Source organism: Frateuria sp. GZRe12 (genome assembly GCF_051900535.1).
GTDB lineage: Bacteria > Pseudomonadota > Gammaproteobacteria > Xanthomonadales > Rhodanobacteraceae > Frateuria_A.
On sequence record NZ_JBHZGI010000001.1, the window covers coordinates 54,195 to 78,082 of the forward strand.

Annotated in this window: 18 protein-coding genes and 1 tRNA gene; 11 read left to right on the top strand and 8 right to left on the bottom strand. The window is 64.2% G+C overall.

Going from position 1 to position 23,888, the window contains the following annotated elements:
* Nucleotides 1-63: 63 nt before the first annotated feature.
* The gene (locus ACFWZ4_RS00245) at nucleotides 64-2,019 is read left to right on the top strand and encodes a prolyl oligopeptidase family serine peptidase (protein ID WP_439702767.1); all 1,956 of its coding nucleotides are present in this window, start codon (nucleotides 64-66) and stop codon (nucleotides 2,017-2,019) included.
* 101 nt (nucleotides 2,020-2,120) lie between these two features.
* Nucleotides 2,121-3,437, top strand: coding sequence for an MFS transporter (locus ACFWZ4_RS00250; RefSeq protein WP_439702768.1), 1,317 nt, complete (start codon nucleotides 2,121-2,123; stop codon nucleotides 3,435-3,437).
* On the opposite strand, the gene ACFWZ4_RS00255 is transcribed toward ACFWZ4_RS00250, so the two are convergent.
* Together ACFWZ4_RS00255 and sbcB are read right to left on the bottom strand one after the other, a co-directional pair.
* Nucleotides 3,434-4,117: a DUF2461 domain-containing protein gene (locus ACFWZ4_RS00255; RefSeq protein WP_439703749.1), complete on the bottom strand. Its 684-nt coding sequence runs from the start codon at nucleotides 4,115-4,117 to the stop codon at nucleotides 3,434-3,436. The genes ACFWZ4_RS00250 and ACFWZ4_RS00255 overlap by 4 nt on opposite strands.
* 139 nt (nucleotides 4,118-4,256) lie before the next feature.
* The gene (sbcB, locus tag ACFWZ4_RS00260) at nucleotides 4,257-5,705 is read right to left on the bottom strand and encodes an exodeoxyribonuclease I (protein WP_439702769.1); all 1,449 of its coding nucleotides are present in this window, start codon (nucleotides 5,703-5,705) and stop codon (nucleotides 4,257-4,259) included.
* Between the two features lie 72 nt (nucleotides 5,706-5,777).
* On the opposite strand from sbcB, the gene orn reads away from it, so the two are divergent.
* From orn to ACFWZ4_RS00285, 5 genes are all read left to right on the top strand, one after another.
* Entirely contained in the window at nucleotides 5,778-6,338 is a 561-nt protein-coding gene (gene orn / locus ACFWZ4_RS00265) for an oligoribonuclease (protein ID WP_439702770.1), read from the top strand.
* 8 nt (nucleotides 6,339-6,346) lie between these two features.
* Nucleotides 6,347-7,255, top strand: coding sequence for a dihydropteroate synthase (gene folP, locus ACFWZ4_RS00270; protein ID WP_439702771.1), 909 nt, complete (start codon nucleotides 6,347-6,349; stop codon nucleotides 7,253-7,255).
* 47 nt (nucleotides 7,256-7,302) lie between these two features.
* A complete protein-coding gene (glmM, locus tag ACFWZ4_RS00275) occupies nucleotides 7,303-8,670 on the top strand; it encodes a phosphoglucosamine mutase (RefSeq protein WP_439702772.1) in 1,368 nt (455 codons plus the stop codon).
* Nucleotides 8,667-9,599, top strand: coding sequence for an isopenicillin N synthase family dioxygenase (locus tag ACFWZ4_RS00280; protein WP_439702773.1), 933 nt, complete (start codon nucleotides 8,667-8,669; stop codon nucleotides 9,597-9,599). The genes glmM and ACFWZ4_RS00280 overlap by 4 nt, the downstream gene beginning before the upstream one ends.
* Nucleotides 9,600-9,807: 208 nt before the next feature.
* The gene (locus tag ACFWZ4_RS00285) at nucleotides 9,808-10,227 is read left to right on the top strand and encodes a hypothetical protein (RefSeq protein ID WP_439702774.1); all 420 of its coding nucleotides are present in this window, start codon (nucleotides 9,808-9,810) and stop codon (nucleotides 10,225-10,227) included.
* 40 nt (nucleotides 10,228-10,267) lie between these two features.
* Here ACFWZ4_RS00285 and ACFWZ4_RS00290 read toward each other — a convergent pair whose 3' ends face one another.
* Nucleotides 10,268-10,942 carry a DUF6445 family protein gene (locus tag ACFWZ4_RS00290; protein WP_439702775.1) on the bottom strand — a complete coding sequence of 225 codons (675 nt, stop codon included), beginning with the start codon at nucleotides 10,940-10,942 and terminating at the stop codon, nucleotides 10,268-10,270.
* 55 nt (nucleotides 10,943-10,997) lie between these two features.
* Nucleotides 10,998-11,804, bottom strand: a complete 807-nt coding sequence (locus ACFWZ4_RS00295) for an SDR family NAD(P)-dependent oxidoreductase (protein WP_439702776.1) — start codon at nucleotides 11,802-11,804, stop codon at nucleotides 10,998-11,000.
* Nucleotides 11,805-11,923: 119 nt separating this feature from the next.
* On the opposite strand from ACFWZ4_RS00295, the gene tpiA reads away from it, so the two are divergent.
* The 4 genes from tpiA (at nucleotide 11,924) to ACFWZ4_RS00315 (ending at nucleotide 14,701) form a co-directional block, all read left to right on the top strand.
* Nucleotides 11,924-12,673 carry a triose-phosphate isomerase gene (gene tpiA / locus ACFWZ4_RS00300; protein ID WP_439702777.1) on the top strand — a complete coding sequence of 250 codons (750 nt, stop codon included), beginning with the start codon at nucleotides 11,924-11,926 and terminating at the stop codon, nucleotides 12,671-12,673.
* Between the two features lie 22 nt (nucleotides 12,674-12,695).
* Nucleotides 12,696-13,127 carry a preprotein translocase subunit SecG gene (secG, locus tag ACFWZ4_RS00305; protein ID WP_439702778.1) on the top strand — a complete coding sequence of 144 codons (432 nt, stop codon included), beginning with the start codon at nucleotides 12,696-12,698 and terminating at the stop codon, nucleotides 13,125-13,127.
* Nucleotides 13,128-13,141: 14 nt separating this feature from the next.
* A tRNA-Leu gene (locus ACFWZ4_RS00310) sits at nucleotides 13,142-13,226 on the top strand.
* A 176-nt stretch (nucleotides 13,227-13,402) separates the two neighbouring features.
* The gene (locus ACFWZ4_RS00315) at nucleotides 13,403-14,701 is read left to right on the top strand and encodes a tyrosine-type recombinase/integrase (RefSeq protein ID WP_439702779.1); all 1,299 of its coding nucleotides are present in this window, start codon (nucleotides 13,403-13,405) and stop codon (nucleotides 14,699-14,701) included.
* 238 nt (nucleotides 14,702-14,939) lie between these two features.
* On the opposite strand, the gene ACFWZ4_RS00320 is transcribed toward ACFWZ4_RS00315, so the two are convergent.
* The 4 genes from ACFWZ4_RS00320 to ACFWZ4_RS00335 form a co-directional block, all read right to left on the bottom strand.
* Nucleotides 14,940-17,981 carry a helicase-related protein gene (locus ACFWZ4_RS00320; protein ID WP_439702780.1) on the bottom strand — a complete coding sequence of 1,014 codons (3,042 nt, stop codon included), beginning with the start codon at nucleotides 17,979-17,981 and terminating at the stop codon, nucleotides 14,940-14,942.
* Nucleotides 17,978-19,834, bottom strand: coding sequence for a hypothetical protein (locus ACFWZ4_RS00325; RefSeq protein WP_439702781.1), 1,857 nt, complete (start codon nucleotides 19,832-19,834; stop codon nucleotides 17,978-17,980). The genes ACFWZ4_RS00320 and ACFWZ4_RS00325 overlap by 4 nt, the downstream gene beginning before the upstream one ends.
* The gene (locus tag ACFWZ4_RS00330) at nucleotides 19,831-21,051 is read right to left on the bottom strand and encodes a DUF6361 family protein (protein WP_439702782.1); all 1,221 of its coding nucleotides are present in this window, start codon (nucleotides 21,049-21,051) and stop codon (nucleotides 19,831-19,833) included. Before ACFWZ4_RS00330 ends, ACFWZ4_RS00325 begins: the two co-directional genes overlap by 4 nt.
* A gap of 268 nt (nucleotides 21,052-21,319) precedes the next feature.
* Nucleotides 21,320-23,863 (bottom strand): S8 family serine peptidase, encoded by a 2,544-nt coding sequence (locus ACFWZ4_RS00335; RefSeq protein ID WP_439702783.1) that lies wholly within the window; start codon nucleotides 23,861-23,863, stop codon nucleotides 21,320-21,322.
* Between the last annotated feature and the right edge of the window lie 25 nt (nucleotides 23,864-23,888).

A 23,888-nucleotide genomic window follows, 5' to 3' on the forward strand; every position in this document is an offset into this window, starting at 1 on the left:
CATGCAGGAAGCATTGCCGAAGGGGGAAACACCGTGTCAGTACGTCTGTGGTTGCGGGCCTTGATGTCCGCTGTGTTGCTGTCGTGTGCCAGCGGAGCGCTTGCCGCACCGCCCGATGTGGAGAGCTTCGCCAAGCTTCCGATGCTGCGTTCGCCGAGCCTGTCGCCGGATGGCCAGTACCTGGCGCTTTCGCTCCACAACAACAACGCCAGGTGGGATGAGGCCGACTACCAGTTGGTGGTGTTCCACCTCCCCGACCTCAAGGGCGTCAGCCGACTCGACATGGCGCCGCATTACCAGCCGGCGCAGATCGTCTGGGTCAGCAACACGCGGCTGGCCGTGTCACTCGCCTATACCTCCGGCTCGCTCGAAGTGCCGCAGCAGACCGGCGAAGTCATCGCGGTGGACTACGACGGCAGCCACAAGCAAACGCTTTACAGCGCGCGCGAACGCGGCGCGGCAGGTAGCGGCATCCATTCGATGGACATGCCGCGCGGCCTCGCCTCGATCGCCGGGCTGCCATACCCGCGCAACGGCCATATCTACCTGCACCTGTCGCGCTGGCCCGAGCGCCAGATCACCAACGACTGGGATGCCGTGCGCAGCGAGGTGTACGACGTCGATGCGTCCAACGGGAAGGCCAGCCTGGTCGGCAGTATCGACAAGGGCAACATGGCGTTCGTGCTCCACGATGGCGTCGCCCGCTATGCCTATGGGCTGGTCGACGCCCACACGATGGATGTGTACGCGCGCGAGGCTGCTTCGCAGCCTTGGCGCAAGCTCGACGCCAGCGTCACCGGACGCGAGATGACGCCGCTAAGGATGAGCCGCGACGGCAGCAAGTTGTGGTCGCTCTACAGCGCCGACGGCGGTCCCGAAGCGCTGGTCGTCACCCGCCCCGATGGCAGCGATCGCCAGGTGCTCGCCAGCGACGCATTCGCGGCGGTGGACGAGGTGTTGTGGGACGAAGCCACCGATACGCCCTATGCAGCCGTCTTCGCCGACGGTCGCCCGCATCTGGCATACCTGGACCAGAGCGTCCACGCGCAGGTGCTCAAGGCGCTGAACGACAAGTTCGCCGACCACCTGGTCACCATCGGCAGCATGGACCAGAGCGGCAAGAGCATGCTGGTGGTCGCCACCAGCGACCGTGATCCCGGCAGCGTGGCGCTGTTCGATACCCGCACGATGAACCTGCGCCCGCTCTATCAGGTCGAGGACTGGGTCCATCCTGAACAGATGGCCGAGCGCCGGCCGTTCCGGTTCAAGGCCAGCGACGGCATGGAGCTGGCCGGTTACATCACGCTGCCCCAAGGCAGGGCGCCGAAGAAGTTGCCGACCATCCTGCTGCCCCATGGCGGGCCGATCGGTCCCAGCGACGGCTGGAATTACGATCCGGATTCGCAGTTCCTGGCCAGCCTTGGCTATGCGGTGGTGCAGATCAATTATCGCGGTTCCGGCGGTCGCGGGCCGGATTTCCAGCAGGCCGGTTACCGCCACTTCGGCGACCGCATCCAGCAGGACCTGCTCGATGGATTGAACTGGGCGATCGGGCAGGGTTACGTGGACCAGGCGCGCCTGTGTGTGTACGGAGGCAGCTTCGGCGGCTATTCGTCGCTGATGCAGCCGATCCTTTCGCCGGGTCTGTTCAAGTGCGCGATCGACTATGCCGGCGTGTCCGACTGGAGCATCGGTTTTCGCAAGAGCGATACCTCGCACCTGAAGCTAGGGCGCAAGTACTTCGCCGAGGCGATCGGTGACGAGACCGCCGCTCGCGCCATCTCGCCGCTGTACCAACTGGACAGGTTCAACGTGCCGGTGCTGATCGCGCACGGCGAGGACGACCCGCGCGTTCCCTACGAAAACGCGAAGGTTCTGCGCAGTGCGCTGGAGAAGGCGGGCAAGTCCTACGAGTGGTTGAGCAAGCCGAAGGAAGGGCACGGCTTCTATACCGAGGAGGACCGCGCCGACATGTACCGGCACATGCAGGCCTTCCTGGCCAAGTATCTCGGCGACTGACCGCCGCCGCGTGCGTGTCGCGCTTCATTCGCGACACGCACGCGCGAGCCGATCCGGCCTCGGGCTCCACAATTGACCGTTCCATTCCCGGGGTTACCCGCATGTCGAACCCGAATCCCATCTCCTCGCCGGCTGGAACCGAACGCCTGCGTTCGAGCGATGTGCGTACGCTGGCGCTGGCAGCACTCGGCGGGGCGCTGGAGTTCTACGACTTCGTGGTCTTCGTGTTCTTCGCGATTCCGCTCAGCAAGCTGTTCTTTCCGCCCGACAGCGTGGCCTGGCTGGCGCAGGTGAAGATCTACGGCATTTTCGCGGCCGGCTATCTCGCGCGGCCACTCGGCGGCATCGTGATGGCGCACTACGGCGACAAGCTCGGGCGCAAGCGGATGTTCACACTGAGCGTGTTCCTGATGGCGCTGCCCACGCTGGGTATCGGCCTGCTGCCGGCCTATGCGCAGATCGGCATGCTGGCGCCGTTGCTGCTGTTGCTGTTGCGGGTGGTGCAGGGGATCGCCGTGGGTGGCGAGGTGCCGGGGGCGTGGGTGTTCGTCGCCGAACACGTCCCGCCGCAAAGGGTGGGCTTTGCCTGCGCCAGCCTGACCTCGGGACTCACCGTGGGCATCCTGATCGGCTCGCTGGTTGCCGCGGGCCTCAACCGGTCGCTCTCGCCGGAGGCGATGCTCGACTACGGTTGGCGGTTGCCGTTCCTCGTCGGCGGCGTGTTCGGCTTCCTGGCGGTGTGGCTGCGACGCTGGCTCAGCGAGACGCCGGTGTTCGAGGCAATGCAGGCGCGGCACGAGCTGGTCGCCGGGGTACCGCTGGCGCAAGTGGCGGCACGTCACCAGCGGGCCATCCTGCTGTCGCTGCTGGTGACCTGGATGCTCACCGCGGCGATCGTGGTGCTGATTCTGATGACGCCTTCGCTGGTGCAGTCGGTGTTCCACGTCGCGCCGGCACGGGCGTTCCTTGGCAACAACGTGGCGTCGTTCGCACTGGCGGTGGGCTGCCTGTTCTACGGCGGCCTGTCCGACCGGATCGGTCCGGCGAGGGCGCTGTTGTTTGGTGCCGCGGGGCTGCTGCTGGCCTCGTACGCGTTGTACCTGGACCTGGCGGCGGGGGGCACGCACTTCGTAGTGTTGTACGCCCTGGCTGGATTCGCCGTGGGCGTGGTCGGCGTAGTGCCGGTGCTGATGGTGCTGGCGTTTCCGCCCGCGGTGCGCTTTTCCGGATTGTCGGCCTCGTACAACGTAGCCTACGCACTGTTTGGCGGACTGACGCCGCCGCTGATCGGGCTGCTGGTGAGGCGTTTCGGCGTACTGGCGCCGGCTCACTACGTGGCGGCGACGGCGGTGCTCGGGATGGTGGTGGCGCTCGTGCTGCTGCGTCGCCAGCGGGCCTCCCACAGGAGCTTGGGCTAGAACTCGAGTTCCTGGGCGGCGCACAGGTAGTCGACCATCGGCGCCACACGACGAAAGCTCTCCACCGCCCACGGCAGTAGTTCGGACGAGCAGGCGAAGACGTCGTCGAAGTTCTCGCCGGCGGCAAAATCCTTGCGCTTGAGATCGTCGATCAGCTCGTGATCCGGATCGAAGCCCCGCGGCGGGCGAGTCAGGCTCTCGCCCCAAAAGCTCAGACCCTGGAATGACTTGCCACGAGTGGCCCGCTTCCAGGCTTCGGGGTTGTCGGCAAGGAAGCCGCGGATGTTCTTGAGCGTATCCGCTTCCGGATGCCACATGCCGCCGCCGGCGAAGCAGTCGCCCGGCTCGATGTGCAGATAAAACGACGGCGCCGGGATTTCGTGGCGGCGCGCGTGGAAGAAGCGGGAGCCTTGCCAGGTCTTGTACGGCAGCTTGTTGTTGGAAAACCGCGTATCGCGGTGGATGCGGAACAGCGAGCCGCCGTTCTTGCGTGCGTCGGCGCGATAGTGCGGGCTGATCTTTCCCAGCGGCGCGGCCATGTCCGCGATCAGCGCCAGGAACGGCTCGCGCACGTGGCGCTCGTAATCGGGCTTGTGTCCCGCGAACCACTCGCGGCTGTTGTTGCGGCCGAGGGCACGCAGGAAGCGGAAGGTGGCGGGGGTGAAATAAGGCTGTGGCATCTGTCGATTATCGGTCATCCGCGCTCGCCGGCAGAAGCGCACCCTGTGCATGACGCGGCTGGCGGCTGCGCACAGATGCGCTCCTGCCGATGCTGGCGTGCACGACAGGGATGACCCACGGTCGCGCCCAAGGGTGCTCCTACAGGAGGTCTGCCGCCATGGCCGGGAGCGGGGCGAGTTCGCGGCCCCAGGCTTCGAGCTGGTCGAGCAGGGCGGCCTGGTCGGGGCGTTCGGTCCGCAGGGTGGCGATGCGCGCGAAATAGTCATCGAGCGTGCGTGCGGTGAGCGCGGTGGGGCGAGTGAGGCGCGCCAGCCGGAAGGTTTCCCAGCGGGCGTGTTCCGCGGCATCCAGGCTATCGGGCCAGTTGCGCGCGCGGTAGCGGAACAGCAGTTCCGGGTAACGCGGGTCGCGGAACGGAAAGCTGCGCCGGCCCAGTTGCTCCGGGGGCGTGGCACGGACCTCGGCCAGCAGGCGCTTGTCGGCATCGGGCAGGAAGCCGCTGTAGAGGGCGAGCTCCGGATCCTCCGGCGCGGCCATCTCGGCGGCACGGGCGAACACGTGGCGCAGTTTGTCGACTAGGCCCTCGGTGGCGCGCAGCAGCGCGTGGTGGCGCAGGCAGCGCTCCAGGTCGAGTTTCAGGCGGCCGCGGTCCAGGTCGCGCAGGACCGACAAGGGTGCCAGCGCGGGCGCGCGGTTGGCGCGCACCGTGCGCAGCGGAATGCGTTCGATGCCTTCGGGCAGGTCGGCGCGGGCGGTGAAGATGCGGTCGGCGATGTCGTCCTCGTCCAGGTCGAGCCACGTCGCAGGATCGGTGTCCAGGTCGTAGACGATCACCTCGCCGGGCCGCGAGGGATGCGGCGCCAGCGGCGCGATCACCGCCAGGCAATGGCGGCTGGCCGGGTAGCGCGAGGACACGTGCACCAGCGGCGTCATGCCCGCCACGTCGAGCAGGCCGAATACCTTCTGCTTGCGGCGCAGGTCGAAGTGCCAGTCCCACAGCCGCGGCTGGCGCACGCGGATCAGCCGCGCCAGGTCGATCAGCGCGTAGACGTCGGACAGTGCGTCGTGCGCGCGCTCCTGCTTGAGGTGGTTGGCCGCGGCCAGGTGTTCGAGCCTGAAGCTGGGCGTGCCGTCCTCGCGCGTGGGCCAGGCGATGCCCTCGGGCCGCAGCGCCTGGCACATACGCACCAGGTCGATCAGGTCCCAACGCGAGTTGCCGTTCTCCCATTCGCGCCCGTACGGATCGAAAAAGTTGCGGTACAGGAGCTGCCGGGTGAACTCGTCATCGAAGCGCAGCGAGTTGTAGCCCACGCCGCAGGTGCCGGGCAGGGCCATCTGTTCGTGCACGCGGGCGGCGAACTCGGCCTCGGATACGCCTTCGCGCTCGGCCTGCTGCGGCGTGATGCCGGTGATCAGGCAGGCGTCCGGGTCCGGCGCCATGTCGCGCGGAGGCCGCGCGAAGAACATCACCGGTTCGCCGACGATCTCCAGTTCGGCCGTGGTGCGGATGCCGGCGAACTGCGCCGGCCGGTCGCGCCGGCTGTCGGCGCCGAAGGTTTCGTAGTCGTGCCAGAGGAAGGTCTGCATGGCTTCGATCATCGCATGGCACGGGGCTGCGGACGGGCTCCTGCGCTAGACTGCGCGCTCCAAGGAGGATGCATGAACCAAGCGAACGACGACAACCTGATCTGGATCGATCTGGAGATGACCGGCCTGGATACGGACAACGATTCCATCCTGGAAATCGCCACGATCGTGACGGACAAGGAACTGAACCTGCTGGCCGAAGGGCCGGTCTTCGCGATCCGTCACGAGGTCGACCGGCTGGAATCGATGGACAGCTGGAACCGCAACCAGCACAGCAAGTCCGGCCTGTGGCAGCAGGTGCTCGATTCGACCACCGATCACGCGCAGGCCGAGCAGGCCACACTGGAGTTCCTCAAGGCGTGGACGCCGGCCGGCAAGTCGCCGATGTGCGGCAACTCGATCTGCCAGGACCGGCGTTTCCTGCATCGCCAGATGCCTCGGCTGGAGCGGCATTTCCACTATCGCAACCTGGACGTCTCCACGCTCAAGGAGCTGTCGCGCCGCTGGTCGCCGACGATCGCGCGCGGCCTGAGCAAGGAATCGGCGCACACCGCGCTGTCGGACATCCGCGATTCGATCGACGAGTTGCGCTACTACCGCCAGCACATGGGCGCGTTGGGCGGCCAGGCCTGAGCCAGACGATGTTCGACGATCCCTTCGCCACCGTCCTGGACTGCGCCGGCCGGCGGCTCGTGCTCGACCGCCCGCGCGTGGTCGGCATCCTCAACGTGACGCCCGATTCGTTCTCCGACGGCGGCGCTTACGCCAACACCGACGCGGCCGTGGCGCATGGCCTGGCGATGGCGGAGCGGGGCGCCGACATGCTGGATGTCGGTGGCGAGTCCACGCGGCCCGGTGCGGACGATGTCCCGGTCGACGAGGAATTGCGCCGTGTGATCCCGGTCATCGAGCAACTGGTCACACGCACCGCGCTCCCGATTGCCATCGACACGTCAAAGCCCGAAGTGATGCGTGCGGCGGTGGCTGCAGGCGCGGGCATGATCAACGACGTCTACGCGTTGCGCAGAGAGGGCGCGCTGGATGCCGCTGCCGAGCTGCGCGTGCCGGTCTGCCTGATGCACATGCAGGGCGAGCCGCGCGGGATGCAGGACGATCCGCAGTACGACGACGTGGTGGGCGAAGTCCACCGTTTCCTCACCGACCGCCTGTTCGCATGCGAACTGGCCGGCATCGACAAGCGGCGCGTGCTGGTCGATCCCGGCTTCGGTTTCGGCAAGGCGCTGGAACACAACCTCGCGCTGCTGCGTGCGCTGGAGCGTTTCGCCGAGCTTGGCGCGGGCGTCTATGTGGGCCTGTCGCGCAAGTCGATGATCGGTATGCTGACCGGCCGTCCTTCCGGCGAAGCGCGCGCCGCCGGCTCCGCCGCCGCGGCGTTGATCGCCGTACAGCGTGGCGCGCGCATGGTGCGTGTACACGACGTCGCCGCCACCGTCGACGCCCTGGCTGTCTGGCGTGCGGTGCACGAAGGCGACACGCCACCACGACGTGACACGCGTCCGCCGGCTCCACGCTGGCCAGACGAAGACTGAGTTATCTAGGTGACGCCCACCCCGTGGCGCCACCACAAGGAAAGATGATGAGCACACGCAAGTATTTCGGCACCGATGGAATCCGTGGCCAGGTCGGGGAGTGGCCGATCAGTGCCGATTTCATGCTGCGCCTCGGTCGCGCCGCGGGCGCGGTGCTGGCCCGCGGATCAAGCCGCAAGCCGATGGTGTTGATCGGCAAGGACACCCGCGTATCGGGCTACATGTTCGAGTCCGCGCTGGAAGCGGGCCTGGTCGCCGCCGGAGTTGACGTGGGGCTGCTCGGCCCGATGCCCACGCCGGCCGTGGCCTTCCTTACGCGCTCGATGCGGGCGGCCGCGGGCATCGTGATCAGCGCCTCGCACAATCCGCATACCGATAACGGCATCAAGTTCTTCTCGGCGATGGGCGAGAAGTTTTCCGACGAGGTGGAGCAGGCGATCGAGGAAGAACTGGACGCGGAGTTCGTCACGGTGTCCTCCGAACAGCTCGGCAAGGCGACACGGGTGGCCGATGCGGTGGCTCGCTACGCCGAGTACTGCAAGGCAACGGTGCCGGAGGAATTCACTCTGCGCGGCACGAAGATCGTGCTCGACTGTGCGCACGGCGCGACCTACCAGGTGGCGCCCAAGGTCTTCGCCGAACTCGGCGCCGACGTCACTGCCATCGGCGACCGGCCGGACGGTTTCAACATCAATCGCGACGTGGGCTCGACCCATCCCCAGGCGCTGCAGCAGGCCGTGCTGGCGCAGCGCGCCGACGTCGGCATCGCCTTCGACGGCGACGGCGATCGCGTCATCCTGGTCGATCGCAACGGCACCATCGCCGACGGCGACGATATCCTTTACGTGCTGGCGCGCAGCCTGTTCGCGCGCGGCTGCCTGCGCGGGCCGGTGGTCGGCACGCTGATGAGCAACTACGGCCTGGAGCAGGCGTTGGCCGAGCTGGAAGTGCCACTGATCCGCGCCAACGTGGGCGACCGTTACGTGCTGCAGCAGCTGAAGGCCAACGGCGGCATGCTCGGTGGGGAGACCTCCGGCCACATCCTGTGCCTGGACCGCGCCACCACCGGCGACGGCATCATCGCCGCGCTGGCCGTGCTGGAGACGCTGGCAGCGTCCGATCAGGACCTGGCGCTGGCGCGCCGCGGCCTGCAGAAGCTGCCGCAGGTGATGGTCAACGTGCGCGCGCCCGGTGCGCGCGAGGCGCTGGCGAGCGATACCGTGCGCCACGCGCTGACCGAGGTCGAGCGCACCCTGCAGGGACGCGGGCGCGTCGTGTTGCGCGCGTCCGGCACCGAGCCGTTGGTGCGCGTCACCATCGAGGGCGCCGATGCGGGCGAGGTGCAGCAGTTGGCGGGTTGGCTGGCCGACGCCGTAAAATCCGCCGCGCATGTGCACATGACGGAAAACCCATGAAGCAGGTCCCCACGCTCGACATCCGCCGCTACGACACCGACCGCGACGCTTTCGTCGCCGAATTGGGCGCGGCCTACCGCCAGTTCGGCTTCTGCTGTATCAGCGGCCACGGCATTCCGCGCGAGCTGATCGACGGCGCCTATCAGGCATTCGAGCAGTTCTTCGCGCTGCCTGCCGACACCAAGATGAAGTACCACGTGCCCGGGTCCGGCGGCGCGCGTGGCTACACACCGTTCAAGGTCGAAACGGCCAAGGACAGCCGTTATCCGGATCTCAAGGAGTTCTGGCACGTCGGCCGCGAGATCCCGCGCGATTCGAAATTCGCCGAGGTGATGCCGCCGAACCTGTGGCCGGAGGAAGTGCCGCAGTTCAAACCCTGCGGCTACGGCTTGTACGAAGCGCTGGACCAGCTCGGGACCCGCGTGCTGCGCGCGCTGGCGCTGCACATCGACCTGCCCGAGAACTATTTCGAGGACAAGACCGACCAGGGCAACTCGATCCTGCGTCCGATCCACTATCCGCCGATCACCCAGGAAAACATTCCCAACGTGCGCGCCGGTGCCCACGAGGACATCAACTTCATCACCCTGCTGGTTGGCGCCAGCGCCGAGGGCCTGGAGGTGTTGAGCGAGGGCGAGTGGTTGCCGATCACCACCGAGGGCGATGCCATCGTGGTCAACATCGGCGACATGCTGCAGCGGCTCACCAACCACGTGTATCCGTCGACCTCGCACCGCGTGGTCAACCCGCAGAACGAAAACGCGCGCAAGCCACGCTACTCGGTGCCGTTCTTCCTGCATCCGAACCCGGACGTGGTGCTCGACCCGTTGCCCGGATGCGTCACGCCCGACAATCCGAGCCGCTACGACACCTCGCTGACGTCGCATGAATACCTGATGCAGCGGCTGCGCGAGATCAAGCTCATCTGAAGCCGGGCGCATCCCCCTCCGGGACGGAGTCGGTGCAGACAGGCCGGAAGTCGTGTTCCTTCATTCCGGAAACATGACTTCCGGTCGATGCGTCGCCGCATCTTCCCACCTAGCGTTGGCTCTCCCACGACGCGGTGATCCCATGCGCCAGAGCTTGCTGTGGCTCCTGCTTGCGACAACGACGACAAGCGCCGCTGAAGTCTCCCCCATGCGCGCCCTGGATTATTTCCGGGGCGGCTGGCATTGCGAAGGCTTCTTTCCGGCAAGCGGAAAGATCATCGCCTCGGACATGCGTTACGCGTCCGACCTGCATGGCGCCGCGATGGTCAAGCATCACGACGATGTGGCGCCGGCAAGCTACAGCGCCATCGAAAGCTGGGGCTACGACACCAAGGGCATGCATTACGTCGCCACGCTGCTGGACAACTTCGGCGGCGTGCGCCGCTTCCAGTCGCCCGGCTGGCAGCATGAAGTGCTGACCTGGGAATCGGCCGCGGACGTGATGCCGGCTCAACGTTTCGTCTACACCCGGCTGGACGGACAGCGCTATCGGGTTGATTGGAAGATCGAGCGCGACGGCAAGAGCTTCGTGGTCGGCGATACGCTGACCTGCACGCGCGGACGATAATCGCGCGGTGCGCGCGCGTCGCGCGACCGGACGATCGCGTTCATGCCATCCAGAAAAATACCGCCGTCATCCGCTTGCTGGCCGCATCCTCCAGTCCCCAGTAGGCGCTGGCGCTGTGCACGATGTTCGCCTTGTAGACCAACAGTCGGTTGAAGCGGTGTGCCACGCGCACGTCTTCGGCAAAAGCGTTGGGCATCACGAAGCGATTGCCGAGCGCGTCGACCAGGTTGCGGTGCGGCGGCGCCACCATGTTCCCGCCCAGCTGGCCATTGGGCATGCGCTGTCGGAAGAAACTGGTGCCACAGCTGTCCGGGACCGCCGGGTTGAGGTAGAGCACGGCCGCGTAGCGGCAGAGGTTGAGCGAATCGGTGTGCGGCTTGACCGCCCCTTCGACCGCACCGACCACCTGCACGCAGTTGTGGTTGAGCTTTTGCCCGGCCTCGGTCTCGCCGACCCACAGCTTCTTCGCGCCCGTGGCCTGGCGTACCTTCGCCTCGATGGTCGCCAGTTCGTCCAGCTCCAGCGCGGGCATGGTCCGCATGCCCGGCCAGACTTCGCCGGTGGTGGGGAAGCCATACTCCCAGTCCGTCCTGGCCAGGCAGCGTTCTCGCACTGCCATTGGGTCGGGCAAGGCATCGTCGATCACCCAGTAGTCGCGCCCCTCGGTGGGCTTGCGGTAGGGCAGCGGGCGCATCTGGGTAGGAAACAGGCTCATGGTGGGCTCGCGAGCGGCAGGCGGGTGACGTTAGCGCAGTCGGGGCGTGTCCGCGTCAATCGAGTTGGCGATAGCGCCTGGACTCGCGGGCCGAAAGCCAAAGTGCGAGGCGATCGGGCGTCAGCTTGGTAAGCGCCTTGATCGCGCGGTTCACGCGCCCGGTGACGTGCACCGCTTCACCGCGCTCGACCGCCTCGATGCCCTCGCGCACGACCGCCTGCGCGTCCTGCCACATGAAACGCGGCAACTTGCCGACCAGCGCGCGAGTGCCGGTGACGTCATGGAATTCCGACCAGGTAAATCCCGGGCACAGCGCGCACACGTGCACGCCCCGGTGCCGGTTTTCCAGGGCGAGCGATTGCGAGAACTTGATCAGGTACGCCTTGCTCGCCGCGTACAGCGTGTGACCAGCTGAACCCGGCACATGGCCTGCCAGCGATGCGACGTTGACAATGCGGCCGTAGCCCCGACCGCGCATTCCCGGCAGCAGTCGCCACGCGAGCTCCGTCGGCGCGGTGAGCAGCACCTGCAGGAAGTCGGCATGGACCGGCCAGTCGCTGGCCTCGAAGGTGCCCGGCACGCCGTAGCCGGCGTTGTTGACCAGCCAGTCCACCTGGAGCTTTTGCTCGTGCAGGACGTCGACGAGCTGGCGCGGCGCGGTCGGATCGGCCAGGTCGGCGGGCAGGACGTGCGCCTGCACGCCGCGGTGCTCGTGCAGTTCCGCCGCCAAGGCGTGCAGGCGCTCGGTGCGGCGCGCCACCAGGATAAGGTCATGCCCGCGTGCCGCGAGTTGCCTCGCGAAGGCCGCACCGATGCCGGCAGAAGCGCCGGTGACCAGGCTCAAGGGACGATGGGCAGGCATCACGGCTTCCGGGAGAAGGACCAGGCCATGATCGCCGAGCGCGAACGTGGCGGCCAGCACCCGTTTGCCGGCCTGCAGGGCGATCGCTATGCTTGCCGTTTTTCATCGGACGACTCCGGATGCGCAGGAAACTCATCGCAGGCAACTGGAAGATGCATGGCAGCCGCTCGATGGCGCAGGCCCTGGTGGCCGAGATCGCCGCGCAGCGACCGCAGGATGCCGACGTCGTCGTGTTCCCGCCGTTTCCCTATCTGGCCGAGCTCACCGCTCGCCATGGGACCGCCGGGGTGGGTTTCGGCGCACAGGACGTCAGCGAACACGAAGGGCAGGGTGCCTATACCGGCGAAGTCTCCGCGGCCATGCTGGCAGACGTGGGTGCGCAGTGGGTGCTGGTCGGCCATTCCGAGCGCCGCCAGTACCATGGCGAGAGCGACGAGCTGGTAGCGCGCAAGTTCGCTGCCGCCTGCGCGGCCGGCCTCACTCCTGTCCTGTGCATCGGCGAAACGCTCGACGAACGGCAGGCCGGCCAGACCGAAGCGGTGCTCTCGCGCCAACTAGGCGCCGTCATCGCGCAATGCGGCGTTGCGCCGTTCTATACCGCCGTGATCGCCTACGAACCGGTGTGGGCGATCGGCACCGGCCAGACCGCTTCGCCGGAACAGGCGCAGCAGGCGCATGCGTTCATTCGTAGCCAACTGGAACGTGAGGATGGTATGATTGCCCGTCTGACCCGGCTGCTTTACGGCGGCAGCGTCAAGGCGGCGAATGCCGCGGCATTGTTCGCGCAGCCGGACGTGGATGGGGGCCTGATCGGCGGTGCTTCGCTCACCGCAGACGATTTCCTCGGCATCTGCGCCGCAGCGCATTGAAGCCTACGGATCCCTAAAGAACATGTTCGTCATCTTCAGCGTGTTTTACATCCTGATCGCCGCGGCGATGATCGTGCTGATCCTGATGCAGCGCGGCGCCGGTGCCGACGCAGGCTCCGGTTTCGGCGGCGGTGCATCGGCGACGGTGTTCGGTGCGCGCGGCTCGGCCAGCTTCCTCACCCGCGCAACCGCGGTGCTGGCCGCGCTGTTCTTCGTGCTGAGCCTCGGCATGGGTATCTACCTGAGCCGCAACGGCGCGCCGCAGGCGACGCAGGCCGATCTCGGCGTGATGTCCGGTCTTGCCAAGAAGCCCGCGCCCGCCCAGAATGCGCAGCCCGCGGCTCCGGCCGGCAGTGACGTGCCGCAGGCCCCGGCCAAGAACAATAGCGATGTGCCGGCTGCCGGCGCTCCCGCGAAGTCTGACGTTCCCGCCCCGGCGGGCTCGACGAAGTAACAGGCAACACACCTGCCCAGGTGGCGGAATTGGTAGACGCACTACCTTGAGGTGGTAGCGCCGAGAGGCGTGGGGGTTCGAGTCCCCCCTTGGGCACCAACACTAGATTCTGAACAGTCCTCTATCGTTCGGAATTGCACACAACCCCGCGATTCGCGGGGTTTTTTATGCCTGAACTATCCGAAGTCGTCCGATCGTGTCCGAGGGTGTCCGAGAATTTTGGGTATAAATTTGGGTACAATTTGCATCGTTTGTACCCAAGTAGGTCCCAAGCCATGCCCCGCCTCGCCGTCTCACTGACAGAGCTACAAGTTCGTCGGGCCAAGCCAGGCAACAAGCCTTACCGCATGTCCGATGGCAACGGGCTGGTGCTTTGGGTGAGCCCGGCTGGCCTCAAGGCTTGGCGGGTGCGCTATCGCCTTCCAGATGGCTCCAGACCCGCTCCCGCGACGATCGGGCACTACCCAGAGGTGTCGTTGAGCCAGGCGCGCATCAAGGCGATCGAGATACAGCGCGCGGCCAAGCAAGGCAAAACTGCGGCGGGAATTCGAAAGGCGCAGCAGGAGGCGAGGGCTGCACTCGGGGCCCGACAGGATGCCGTAGCGCAAGAGCGCTCTGAAATTGAGCACGCGTCCTTGCGTGCTGTGTCGGCCCGATGGATGGCGGAAAAGCGTGCAACTTGGGCGATGGAGACCTACCGCAAGGCCCGCTTGGTGGTGGAGTCCTACCTCGTACCCAAGGTCGGCGACCTCGACGTTCGAACGATGGAGACGAAGGATGTCCGCCCTTTGCTGGTCGAGATGGCCAAGGAAACCCCGCAGCTTGCCCGGAAGGCACGGCAATACATGGCCAGCATCGTGGAGCATGCCATCAACGAAGGCCTGCGCCCCGACGACAGCCGGCTGCGGCTGGACCGCATCCTGCCGACCCATCGCAGCGGCTATATGCCCGCGGTAACCGACAACGCCAGCAAACTGGGCGATGTCATGCGGGCGATCGATTCGCACGAAAACCGTGTCGTACGTGCCGCTCTGGTCTTGGCCGCCTTGACCGCGATGCGATCAGGCGTAGTGGCCAGCGCTCGATGGGATGAGATCGACTTGGAGGCCGCCGAATGGCGTGTACCGGGGAAGAATCCGGATGGCACCCATCGCATGAAGACGGGGAAGGACTACAGCACGTCGCTGCCTCGGCAGGCTCTCCAAGTGTTGCGTGAGATGCGGGAGCGGAACATGGGAAGCGAATACGTGTTCCCTCCCCAAGCTCGCCAGAAATCGGCGCATCTCAGTCGAGATGCCTTGAGCAAGGCCTTGCGCGAGATGGGCTTTCAGGGCGAACACACTACCCATGGCTTCCGGGCATCACTGCGGACACTTGGCCGTGAGCGACTCGGCATTGATGTGGACGTGCTCGAGGCCCAGCTCGCGCATGCCCCGAAGGACGAGGTCGAAGCTGCCTATGCGCGCGTCAAATTTCGCGAAAAGCGCCGAGAGGTCATGCAGGCATGGGCTGATTACTTGGATCAGCTCAAGGCAGGCCGCACCGAGCTCGGATGGGTACAAGCTTGGGTATAAATGTCGAACGGTCGCCAGGCGACTTCCTTGAACTCAATCGCTTGAGCCTCGCATCGAGCCCTGTGCTCGGACCAGCTTCGGCTTGAAGGTGCCATCAAGGCTACGGGCTGGCTTGCTGCGTGGATTTAAGACGCCTCGTAACAACATTGAGCATCTCTGCAGCCAACTGCTTGACTCCCTTCGGGCACTGGCTGGCATGCCTGAATTGCTCCCGCGACCTCTCGTCATGCGCTTCACTTTAGATGTCGAAATTTTCCTCGGACGCATCGCCAGTTGGCCGCGCCAGCTTTCGCAGGCCCATCGATGAAAGATCAAGAACCAACGGTTGTAGCAATCGATGCGTTGCTTCCCCGCCCCGCGAAAGAACGGCAATGAAGTCCTCTTGGTTCGGCTGACCAAGCGCCAAGCGGTAGATCATCCGTTGTTCTCGGAGCTGTGCAAATCGCACCTGATCCCTGCCAAAAGGTCGCTGGAAGATGTGGCGCTGGATCTGCGCGCCATCGAGCACCCACCATGGCCGAAGGCCGCTCGTATCCGCCAAACGTTCCGCGTGACGCGCGACGCATTGCCAGGGGGAACCATGAAGCACGGTGAGATCGCGAACAACGTCGTCCCACAAGAGTTCTTTCAGCCGGCGACGGATGACCAATCCCGCATAGCGCTGTATTCGGCCCTCACGCTGTTCTAAGTCCAGCGGGTTTGACGACAGATCCCAGTGAACCACGCGCGAGCACCAAGGATGGAAGTCCAGGCCTTCTTGTCCGACGGAGGTTGTCGTGAGTACATGGGGCCAGAACGGTGTGTTGAAGCTGCGACGGACTTCGTCCGGACGCGCCGGCGCTGTAGGCGCCGCGCCGCTGCCTGCCGTTGTCGAGGGCTCCGCTTCGGCGTCACCAAACGGCATAGCGACGTGGCATCGAACGGAAACCTTCTCAGCACTTCGTCCCAGGCCATGGAAGGTAAAGCCGCCGGCACGTAAGCCCAGTGCCGCCTTGAGATCCTTCGCGAGTCCCGCAGAACCCTCTTGCAACTGCGGCGTCCGAAGCCAGAAGTGCTCATCGAGCACGCTCTCCAGGCCCCCGTCCACCACGGCCTTCATGACCTGGTCAACGGCGGTTTTACCTGGCAGCGTTGCAAGGATGATGGGATTATCGAGATAGGCACGCAGCCCTTGCCAGCTTAGTTGGACGAGTTCAGGGTACCGAGCCTCGTCCAGTATCGTTCGATCGTGCCGGAATAGCGCTCGCCCCAGCGCCACGCCAGGTGCTCCAATGGCGTAATCGACGAGGTCTGCCAACTCCATGGGTGATAAGCGATCGATCGGTCGCGCCTTTCCCCACCGTGCTGCCGCCGATTGCGCGGCGCGATCATCACCAAGGGTCAACTTCCAAGCCCTAGTCGATCGCGTCGCCAGCTCCGCAGAACGCTCGATCGACGCGAGCACCGCCGCACCTGATCGGTGGCGCTTTCGCGCCTTGGCAGTACTACGGTCAACGATGCCCTTAGGCAGCGCGGCAAGAATCTGGCGCTGAACTTCCTTGCGAATCGCGGCCATCGACGATCCGGCCTTAGCGAGAGGGTCCGTATGGAGGATCAGCCATGGCGACGGATGGAACGCCACCATTACGGGTCCGGGAACTGCCGCCAGTTTAAAGCGGCGACGGCGCATCACCTTCGTGTAGTTGCCGCGGCGGTGCAGGCAATAGCTCTCGACATCGAAACTGAGCAAGGACGCGACGCTCGGCGGTGTTGCGCGAAAGCGGCTAAACATCAGGAGCTTCGGATCAGCGGCGACCTTTTGCCAGGCTCCCGCCATCGGCCACCAAGGGAGTGACGGCGCGACCCACGGCAGTGACAATACCTCCGGTGGCGCAACACGACGTATCGCACGGAGCTTGGCATCCGGCCACGCGGCCGGCGCGTGGATCCGATTGCGACGCTCAAGGGTCATGCGCACGAGCTTCTGACCCGCCGTAAACGTGGCATGTTTCCAGGCAACGTAACCGTGACCGAGGGACTGGGCCGGAAGAGGGACAGACGACCAATAGGGCAAAGCCTCATGGCGCTGGCGCTCCCCGAAACCCTCCGCCAGATGTTTATAGATGGCAAAATCCTCAGGGGACGGGTCGGCCTTAAGGATATCGGTGCTGGCTGAGGAGTCTGGCGATGCCACGCTGTCTCGTTCCGTGCGTGACATCAGCGGCGTTAGCAGGCGGCGAAGACGATCCCCGAGCTCCTCCGCGTCCAAGACTTGGGCCTTCAGCTCTGGGTGATGTCTGTCCACGCGAGTGGCGATATCGCGTAACTTGTTGCCGAATGCGGAGAAGAGGGCGCCAGCCTCATCTTGCAGCTTAGGCCCACCGAGGAATCCGATCAATTTCAAGAGTTCCACGTGCGCCAGCGCACCCCGGGACTCTTCCCAGCGCGTGGTCAGGTGGGGGTACGGCGTAGCACTCAGTAGAAGGATGGCCGGAGGTGGCCGTAAACCCTTTTTCTGAAAAAGAGCTTTGAGGAGAGGGTTTGTTTCGCTTTCTTCAAGGAGGTCTCGATAGCGTTGAAACTCATCAAGGATGACAACATCGGGCGGCTGGTGAAGAAGGGTAGCCATGGCGAGCGCCCGGCGGAGACGTCCGACAAACGCCGTTGGTCGCAGGTCTTGTACGGCCTGTTCGAGCGTAGTGCGCACGGGGCCACCAAACTCGGCTAAAAGTGCATCCCGAAATCGGTGCACGAGCCCGGCTGGAGCCGCATCGAATCGCCTTCTTGCATCGTCGACGGCCCAGCCCCAAGAACCCCGAGCGTTGAGTCGCAAGAGATCAGGATCAAGTGCACGAGAGAGGGCCGGATAGGCTTTTTCGAGGAGCAGACTCAGGAATGCCCGTTCTTCCTTGCGTCCGCCGGTGAGGCGAGCACGTTGGCCCGGAAATGAAGTGGTCGGTGTAAGCGCATAGATAACGACCGGCTCGTCCGGTCGCTTCTCAATCGCGATTAGGGAAAGCCGGTCCGGCGTCTTGGTCGCCTTCTTAATGTGCTCGCTATCCAGAAAGCCAACGATACGGCTCTTATTCTGGTGGGCAACAGAGTGCCCGTTGGCGATGTAATAGACCACCAAGGGGCGCTGTCCATCGTCAGACAGTTGGCGTACCAGCTCTCTGGCCACCACCGTCTTTCCGAGGCCCACCTCATCGGCGACTAGAAAGCGGCGACGCCCTTGGTGACTCGAAAACGCGCTGATCGCAGCGCCGATCGTTGCTTCCTGAAACGGCCGGGGCGCACTCACTGATGCTTTCCTTCTGTAGTCGCCACACTAAGTCCATGCCGGATCTTTCGCCACAGGTCTTCGAAGCTGCGAAGCGTTTCTGCGGCCAGTGGTTCTTCATGCCTGACCTGCTCAAGAATCGCCGGCAGATATCGCGAGATCCGTCGATCGATATCACCAAATCGGGCAGGGTCGCGCGCCCATGCCGTTAGCATTTCCTCGAGCGTGGGAAGCTCGATATCGGCACCCACATTGGGTGCTGGTGCAAGCTCCCCATTCGTCCCGTCAGCGGCCCAGTCGCCCTCTCCCTCACGCCCATCGTCCGCGAGCAACCCTCCCAGCCAGAGAAAGAACCCGCGGGAGCCCAAGAAACGTACAAACGCGGTGCGGTCCCGATCCTCCCCGAACGGTGGATCGGCCGGGGCACGCTGCAACCATGAAAGGCGTCGATCGCCCCGACGTACCTGTAGACGGACAAACTCGCTCCGATCGGCCGCTTCCATGGACCCAAGATCAACGACAACCTGCTCGCGCGGCCACGTCAGGAGTTCGCCATGAAGCGAGCCCACCTCGAGCAGGATATCCGGCGCATCAGGATGCGGGCCCTGCGGATGACCAACAACATGATGGGTAAGGAGGGTCCGTTCGCCTTCTTGATGTAAGGTCGCGCCCCATCGTGCCGCCACTTGCGCGCGAGCCTTCTCGAGGGCCTTCGCCTCCTGCTCGGAGTCATCCGGGGCATGGATGAGTTCGGGGGCCGTCGTCACGCGGGCCGCGCCAAGCAAGGCCTTCAGGCCGTTTTCAACGGACTCCTTGATTAGGAGTTCAGCGACGACTTCGGCATTGCGCCCAGTCCATGCGCGCATCGTCGCGTTCGCACTTCCCATCCACAGTCGGCGCTCACGACCTGTTCTCATGAACAGCAGTTTTGCGTGAAGACCGCTGCCGAGATCCGCCTCCTCTTCATCATTCGGCGGGCTCGAGGCGTCTTCGAACGATTCAATGTTCGGCTCCCCCCGCTGGAAGGCGGCTGGATAATTCGGCGCATCAAGGGCCAGCAACTCATCGAACATGCCCATCTCTGGACCCACACGCTCGATTTCACTCATCGTGGTCAGGAGCGTTCGACTTACATTTCGCGCCCCCTTTTTCGCTTGCAACGCTAGGAACGTGACATCGACGAAAGGGCTCACCACGATGATTTCGGTCGTGCTTTCCGTGGGTATGGGAATCGTTTGGCGTCCGCTGCCACCTGACCAATGGATACGCTCGACGCTTACGCCAGGGGGTGCTACCCAGGTGACTTTCGCGATGGCCGACGCCAGGGTCGCAGGGCGTGCGCCCTTGAGCGAAGCCCTAGAGGCCAGATCGCGGGCCAAATCGTCGACGCCTGGAATGCGATCGCCACGCTTGTCGCCCGACACCAGAAGGAGGCCAAGGTCGCGATTTGCACATTCCGTGAGGTTCCGGCTCCCGAGCCAGAGGCGCCAGCTCGTTGTACCGTGCGAGTTCCGCAAGCGAACAAGAGCGACTTTGGGGTGCCAACTTTGCACAGCTTCATCGAAGCTGACTTCCCGCACGAATTGATCTAACACGGACGCGATGCGCGGCGTTTTCCGCATCGTGGCCAAACGGCCACGTTGAATGACGAGGCGGACCTTTCCGCGTAAGCGCTCAACGGCTTCTGCAAAATCGGATGGACTGCCTCGGCCTGAATCCGTGGCTTTTCTGGCCAAGGCAAGCAACGTTGCACCCATCGTCCCAAGATCTGCCGAATAAGACGCGAGGAGGGCCAGATCGACGCTCTCGTCCGGGCCAGGACGCAGACACTCCAAAAAAGAGATGGCTGGCCAATGACGGGAGGTATCTTTCATGCGGCATCCGCCAAGTCGTCGAGCAGCGTGCGTACCTGCTCCCATCGGTAGTGAAGCGGCCCAGCGAAACCATGTAGGTCGGCCGACCACTCCAGGCGCCTTGCCCGTCCGTCAGGGGTCAAGGCAAGACGCGCGCGAGCCCCTTTGCGCGACTCCGCCACCGTATAAACCTCGAGGAGCGATGTGACGTCCGTTGCGCGCTTCGTCATCCAGTTCAGCGTTTCCGTTAGGACAATGCGCAAGGGAGGCGGCAGCGCGCCGATGTCATCTTCGAGCTTGTCCACGTCCAGTTGAGAGGCCGTCGAGCCATGCGCTTCCAGTGCACGTTGGAGGTGTTCTCGATACACCTCCGTACTGATGCGTTTATCCTGGTGGCCAACGAGGTGTTGAACAAGCGCGTCATAAATCGACCGACCGATGCAAGCGAGGCTGGCGGCGCGTTCCGCTTGTACTAAAGCGCCTTTGTCCGGACCGGCCACCGCGCGAATGTCTTGGGCCCACATACTCGATGGTGTTCTGATTGGGCTACCTGCCAGGCGGGCGAGTAACGACAGCTGATCACACCCTTTGGGACGTAGGCGCGATAACCGATCACGAAGAAAATCCGCTTCGGATGCTGTCAGGCGGAGTGTGAGATCACCGGAACGCCACTCGCGAGGTCGTTCGGGAAGCCGAATAAACGGCGGATCCAGCCCATGAAGTGGTTGGCCATCATCGTCTTTCGTCGCGCTCATCCTACTCAGCCGCTGAAGCACCTCCGTTCGGGATAGCGTCCGCCCGTTCCGGCCTTGTCGAAGAATGCCCCACACCGCAAGCGCATTCCAGTAGACCACCGATGGCGGCTGGCTCGCCGGGCGAGGGTGGACCCGCCCTCCGATCACTTTGTGCTCCTTCGCTTCCCGAAGGCGCCCGGCGATTTCTTTTTCGCGATCCCTCAGTGCACGTTTCGCCGCTGTCACTGTCAAACCTTGGAGGTCTTCGAGTAACCAAGGCACGAACAGTGCATACCGAGCGCGTGCGTGAAGTACCGATGTGCCAGGGAAGAAGTGATCGGCATATCGTTGCTGGATAACTAGGAAACCCACCTCATCGCGCACGCCTGAGGACTCGTCATCCATCTGCGCTTTGGCGCGAGATAGCGCCTCGCGTGAAAGCCACGTCCATCCCAACGATGGTTCGGTCGATGTGCTTGTTCGGCGACGAGAGGATGTGTCCATACGTGGTGATGGCTATTCAGCAGTAGTGTTTCGATCACGTGGCGGTCCCGACAGGGCTTTCTCCAACCCTATTGGCGTTGGCCTCGCATGAATTCGTGGGCCAACGTTCGTCGCTCGGTCGCTGCCTAGATCTGTCGCTGATTTTCTATAAATCATTGATCTTAATGTCCTTGATGCGCGAGAGCTCGTATCAGATGGGTGGCTTGGAAAAAGGCGTGCGCACGGAGCGTCTTGGCTAGAGGGCGGTGGCTGGTGGGTGATGCCACACTCAACCAAGGTCGATCGCAATCTCCTTGGTGGTCACGAGGTTGGCTACTTCCGTGTGGAGATCGATGGCCAACCCCGGGGCAGAAATCGAAATGATCAGCGAATAGCGACCCTTGTCTTCCATGCGGCGCTGGCCAATGTGTGATTTCCACCAGCCTCCGACGGGGTAGATTGCAATCGCATCGTGACCGGCCAGGTCGATCGCATGACCACGCCAGAGGTCGCTGTGAAGGGATCCTGCCTGTATGGCCTTGGATCCGAGCAGCCAGAAATCCGATTCACCTTCGCTCGTGGATTCATCGCGCTCTTGGGCTGCATTGACGCGTGCCCGAAACGCGGCATCCGTTTCGGTACGCTTCTTCATCGCGAATCGCAGGCCGAACGAGCGATAGGTGTTGGGGCGTGTCGCGGCCTTGCCGGTGAGGTTGGGTTCGATAAAGTAGGAGAGTGTCACCTTCATGGTGACGACCTCATTCTCCAGTTGTTCTAAGGCTTGCCTTGGCCAAGGTAAGTCATAGAAGTGCATCTCGTTGTACACGGCGGAGCGACCATCCGCGCTGACGGCGAACGGTTGAATCTCTGCTTGAGCGATCATGCTCATGTCGTTGCGAGCTGACCACATCGCCCGCTCAATATCGGGGACGCCGTAGCCGACTTCGCGAAGAATCTTCTGCTTTTGACGCTTCGTTCCCGTTTTCCAATGCGCGCCCGTGCCGATCAATTGTTTGCGAATGGGCTGCGGCCATGCGGCGGCATCCACGGTCAAAGCGCGCAGGGTTTCCGGCCATAGATCGGGATGGGCCGCATGCAGGCGACCGATGAAGTGTGCTGCCATACCGGCTGCGGCGCTCGTCGCCCAAAACGGAACGAGCGGCTCGTTAGTCACATCCGAGCCAGGTGCAAGCAGCGAAACGGCCGGGTGCCATGCGCAGAAGCCAGTGTTGTCCGAGACCATGTTGCCGGCTTCGAACAAGACTTCCGGTTTAATCGGGGTCAAGTCGTCGGGTAGTGCTTGAGAGCCGCGACTATAGGGGCTGCGGTGGTTCGCCGGCACCACTGGCCGGTAGGTCGGCGGCGGGGTAGGGACTTGCTCTTTGCGCGTGAAACCACCAATGGTCAGGGCATTCCAGCTCTGCGATGGATCTTCGATGGGCTGTGATGCCATGACGTCCACCAACATGCCGCCACCGACATTTCCCGTTGCAACGAGGAGCAGCCGTTTGGGCGATTGGCTTGACGAAACATCTTCAGCCACGTCACCGGGCAGGGAGCCTGCCGCAATCTGATCGAGCGCGCCGCTCCAGCTGGATGGCCTAGCAGGCGAGAAGTCGGTGGCGGATGTGGCGAGGCAGAAAGATCGCCTGGCACCCGGTTGTTCAGCTTCCACAAGTGCCACGGCGCCTTGAGTCACGACGCCGTAGCTCGGAGGTTTTGTGGCGGGAAATCCATGAGGTGGAAGCAGCTTCATGGATTCCACCCCATGGCTGAGGACCACGGGGCCTGTCGTGTTCATGTGAGGTTCGAGGTCGCCATAAAGGGCCAGCCCCGCAATCGCCGTTCCGTGGCCGCCATCGGGATCATGGTCGTCGGTTCCCCAAGCGGCGTCATAAGCCCATGCGCCTCGGAGACCCGGTTGTACGAGTGGGTGAGCGCCGGCCACACCGGTGTCCAGTGCGCAAACAACGGGAGCATCGTGAGGCGGCGGCACCACACGCCGAGCGAGCTCCGCGATCCAGTCGGCCGGTTCTGTGCCTTCGGTTGAATGATCAAGGAAGGGCTCGATACTGCCCGTTGCCGGACGAATCTCGGTGACGGCGCCAGGCAAACGCTCCGCAAACGCGGCGATATTTCCTGCCGAGGCGTGAATAAAGACGACGGTTGTCTCGGGAAAAACGAGTTGGTCGGAGTGAACGTCCAAGTTGGCGTCTCGCGCGAGTGTCCCCATGCGCGCCGCGCGGTCGTGGCCACCAGGGAGCCAGAGTTCCCACCAGGCGATGGTGGTATCGCTGAAATCGACGTGGCCGACAAACAAGGAGGTGATGGGCGCCGCTGCAATCGTTTCGATGGCCTCGAAACGTTCGAGATCGGTCCTGGCCGCCTCGCCCGGGTCGTTGCCGTAGGCGACAATGCGCTGCTGAAGAAAGGCGCGTGCATCGTCGGGCACGAACAGGACCGCACCTTCTGACCCGTCGTCTCGGCGATCCGTACGAAGCACAGCAATCTGTTGGGTGGGGAAGTCCAGGTTCGCCGGGATCTTCACCGCCTTCGACCGGGATCCTGCCGCAGGCGGTAGAGTCGTCAGTTCGACCATCGTGCCCGGCTTTAGCCCATCCACATGAAGGCGGGGGTCGTCCGTGAGAGCAGGGATATCGCCAAATGCCCGGGTTAGCTGATCAAGCAACGCGTTGGCGTGCGCAGCGTAATCGTCGCGAAGCGGCCTGCGCCGCATCTGTCGCGAAGGGAACTCGTATTGTGCTCTCTCACGAAACGCGTTGATCGAAAGGTGCTGGCGATCGCGCGCCCCAAAATCCTCGGGTTCTGTCATGCCAGCCTAGTTCCGAACGACCCTG

Coding starts and splice junctions, on each gene's coding strand:
- ACFWZ4_RS00245 (WP_439702767.1), top strand. CDS start 64: ATGTCCGCTGTGTTGCTGTCGTGTGCCAGCGGAGCGCTTGCCGCACCG.
- ACFWZ4_RS00250 (WP_439702768.1), top strand. CDS start 2,121: ATGTCGAACCCGAATCCCATCTCCTCGCCGGCTGGAACCGAACGCCTG.
- ACFWZ4_RS00255 (WP_439703749.1), bottom strand. CDS start 4,117: ATGCCACAGCCTTATTTCACCCCCGCCACCTTCCGCTTCCTGCGTGCC.
- sbcB (WP_439702769.1), bottom strand. CDS start 5,705: ATGCAGACCTTCCTCTGGCACGACTACGAAACCTTCGGCGCCGACAGC.
- orn (WP_439702770.1), top strand. CDS start 5,778: ATGAACCAAGCGAACGACGACAACCTGATCTGGATCGATCTGGAGATG.
- folP (WP_439702771.1), top strand. CDS start 6,347: ATGTTCGACGATCCCTTCGCCACCGTCCTGGACTGCGCCGGCCGGCGG.
- glmM (WP_439702772.1), top strand. CDS start 7,303: ATGAGCACACGCAAGTATTTCGGCACCGATGGAATCCGTGGCCAGGTC.
- ACFWZ4_RS00280 (WP_439702773.1), top strand. CDS start 8,667: ATGAAGCAGGTCCCCACGCTCGACATCCGCCGCTACGACACCGACCGC.
- ACFWZ4_RS00285 (WP_439702774.1), top strand. CDS start 9,808: ATGCGCGCCCTGGATTATTTCCGGGGCGGCTGGCATTGCGAAGGCTTC.
- ACFWZ4_RS00290 (WP_439702775.1), bottom strand. CDS start 10,942: ATGAGCCTGTTTCCTACCCAGATGCGCCCGCTGCCCTACCGCAAGCCC.
- ACFWZ4_RS00295 (WP_439702776.1), bottom strand. CDS start 11,804: ATGCCTGCCCATCGTCCCTTGAGCCTGGTCACCGGCGCTTCTGCCGGC.
- tpiA (WP_439702777.1), top strand. CDS start 11,924: ATGCGCAGGAAACTCATCGCAGGCAACTGGAAGATGCATGGCAGCCGC.
- secG (WP_439702778.1), top strand. CDS start 12,696: ATGTTCGTCATCTTCAGCGTGTTTTACATCCTGATCGCCGCGGCGATG.
- ACFWZ4_RS00315 (WP_439702779.1), top strand. CDS start 13,403: ATGCCCCGCCTCGCCGTCTCACTGACAGAGCTACAAGTTCGTCGGGCC.
- ACFWZ4_RS00325 (WP_439702781.1), bottom strand. CDS start 19,834: ATGAAAGATACCTCCCGTCATTGGCCAGCCATCTCTTTTTTGGAGTGT.
- ACFWZ4_RS00330 (WP_439702782.1), bottom strand. CDS start 21,051: ATGGACACATCCTCTCGTCGCCGAACAAGCACATCGACCGAACCATCG.
- ACFWZ4_RS00335 (WP_439702783.1), bottom strand. CDS start 23,863: ATGACAGAACCCGAGGATTTTGGGGCGCGCGATCGCCAGCACCTTTCG.